The sequence below is a fragment of the Pseudoduganella sp. RAF53_2 genome, from assembly GCF_052113985.1.
GTDB lineage: Bacteria > Pseudomonadota > Gammaproteobacteria > Burkholderiales > Burkholderiaceae_D > Rugamonas.
The window spans coordinates 1-2359 of record NZ_JBFRDW010000798.1; the positions used below are offsets into that span (position 1 = coordinate 1).

The 2359-nt window shown below is 60.9% G+C and carries 3 protein-coding genes; all 3 read left to right on the forward strand.

Annotated elements, in window-relative coordinates:
- The coding region (locus tag AB4Z11_RS29620) for a DUF899 family protein (RefSeq protein ID WP_442029445.1) at positions 1-509 on the forward strand (509 nt) is incomplete at its 5' end.
- The gene (locus tag AB4Z11_RS29625) at positions 487-741 is read left to right on the forward strand and encodes a hypothetical protein (protein WP_442029447.1); all 255 of its coding nucleotides are present in this window, start codon (positions 487-489) and stop codon (positions 739-741) included. The genes AB4Z11_RS29620 and AB4Z11_RS29625, both read left to right, overlap by 23 nt.
- 295 nt (positions 742-1036) lie before the next feature.
- Positions 1037-2359, forward strand: a 1323-nt coding sequence (locus AB4Z11_RS29630) for a GH39 family glycosyl hydrolase (protein WP_442029449.1), incomplete at its 3' end; no start/stop codon positions are given.

Sequence of the window (2359 nt, forward strand, 5' to 3'; positions counted from 1 at the left end):
GCTTCAACGGCATCGTGGTGCACCTGGAGAATCACGATGTCGCGTTCTCCGCCGTGTCCCGCGCGCCGATTGACAAGCTGATGGCTTTCCGAGAACGCATGGGCTGGTCCTTCGACTGGGCGTCGTCGTTCACTAGTGATTTCAACAGCGACTTCAACGTGTGGTTCAGCGAAGAGCAGCAGCGCGAAGGCGGCATCGAGTACAACTACCGGCGCGAACCGCCCGCCAACAACACCCAGCAAAACACACTGGAGTGGCGCGGCGACAGCGATACCCCAGTCGGGCTGATGGCTGGCATGACGGGCACCGACATCGCTACCTTCACGCGTGATCGCCCCGGCGTGAGCGCGTTCGTGATGGAGAACGGCGAGATCTATCACACCTACTCCGGCTATGCACGCGGGGTGGATGGATTGTGGGGCATGTACCAATGGCTCGACCGCGCGCCGAAAGGCCGCAACGAGCAAGGCGTGTGGTGGCGTCACCATGATCGTTATGATCAGGCATAACTACCTCGTTCAAGGCAACGGCGGGGACAGGCTGRCCAGATGGCTAAGCCTGGCCGCCGCGCCAACCTTCGTCGGCATGGCGCTTCTTAGCGTCTTGTCCGGCGAGGCGAACATGATCTGCTCCGCCAGCCGCTTCCTGCCGGTGGACGGCATGACGGCGATGTACGGCCTGATGGCGATCTTCCATCTGTCTCCCTGGATCAAGCTCCTTCAGTGCAGATCCGCGTTGTAAGGTGGCAAATGGAGAGAATTGCGTCGGGGCCGCAGACGCCGCAATTTGCAGTCGGCCACCTCGACGAAGAACGCACACATGCCGAAGCCTCGTACAACGCCTTGCTCCGCATAAGGCAGTCGGGAGCGACTGACAGCTTTCGCATCGAAACGATGCCGGGGAATCTGCCGAAATTTACCGGCAACCAGGAAGGCTAAGCAAACGCGGAGCGTGCGCGCCTGTTCGGCGCGAACGGCCATAATGCGGTCATCGAAGACCTGCGCAATACAGTGCGGCAGGTCCTGGAGGAATTTTGATGACCGTTCAGTTCCGCTGCGATCTGTCGGCGCAGCCTGTGCCTTTGGTTCATTCGTGGGAGGCTTGTATCGGCAGCGGCCGGGCCACGCTTGCCCTGCGTGCGGACTGGCAAGACCAGTTGCAGCGCGTGCGTGAGGAACTTGGCATGCGCCAGGTGCGCTTTCACAGCATGCTGGACGACGACATGGGCACACTGTTCTGCTACCAGGATCAGCCGCGCTACGATTTCTACAACATCGAAAGCTTCTTCGATTTTCTGCTCGACATCGGGATGCGTCCCTTTGTGGAGCTGAGCTTCATGCCCCGCATGCTGGCGTCCGGCGACACCACGGTGTTTGCCGGCAAGGGCAATGTCACGGCACCACGCGACATGCGCGCGTGGCAAACCTTGCTCCAAAACCTGGTGCGGCATCTCATCAATCGCTACGGCGCAGAGGAAGTCCGGCGGTGGCAGTTTGAAGTCTGGAATGAACCGAACCAGCCTCAGTTCTGGCCCGCTGGGCAGGAAGCCTATTTCCAGCTGTTCGACGCCAGCTACGAAGCGCTCAAGCAAGTTGACCCGCAACTCATCGTCGGCGGCCCGGCAACATCGAAGAACGCATGGATTCCCGAGTTCATAGAACACTGCCGCAAATCCTGTCACCTGCCGGATTTCATCAGCACTCACCACTACCCGGCCGATGCCGTCGGCAACGCATACAGCGACGCTAATTCGCAACTGGTCAACACCTCACGCAGCGTGTTGCGCGATCAAGCCACGATAGCGCGCGGGCAGGCCGGCCGGCTGCCGCTGCATTACACGGAATGGAAGGTCTCTTCCGATGCACGCGATCCATTGAATGACGAGCCGTTTTCGGCAGCGCTCATCGTCAAATCCGTGCTGGAAGTCGCAAACCTTGCCGATACCTGCAGCTACTGTACTTTCAGCGATATCTCTGCCGAGAACCACTTCCCGAACCGGCCCTTTCACGGCGGTTTCGGGCTGCTGAACCGGTACGGTATTCCCAAGCCATCCTACCGCGCCTTCCAGTTGCTGCATCGGGCCGGCACCGAACTGCTGCCGGTGGGCGGACACCACGAAACAGTCGACGTCTGGGTCACGCGCGCGCCGGACTGCCTGTGCATCTTTGTCACCAACTGCGCCATGCCGCAGCATCCAATCACCACCGAAACGGTCCACCTCACGCTCGGCGCGGCGCCGGACATCCAGACTGCCATGGTGACGCGCATCGACGCCCTGCACGGCTACGCGCGTCCAGCGTGGGAAGCGATGGGCCGTCCCGATTGCCTTAGCCGCGAACAATGCAACGCGCTGGAAGAC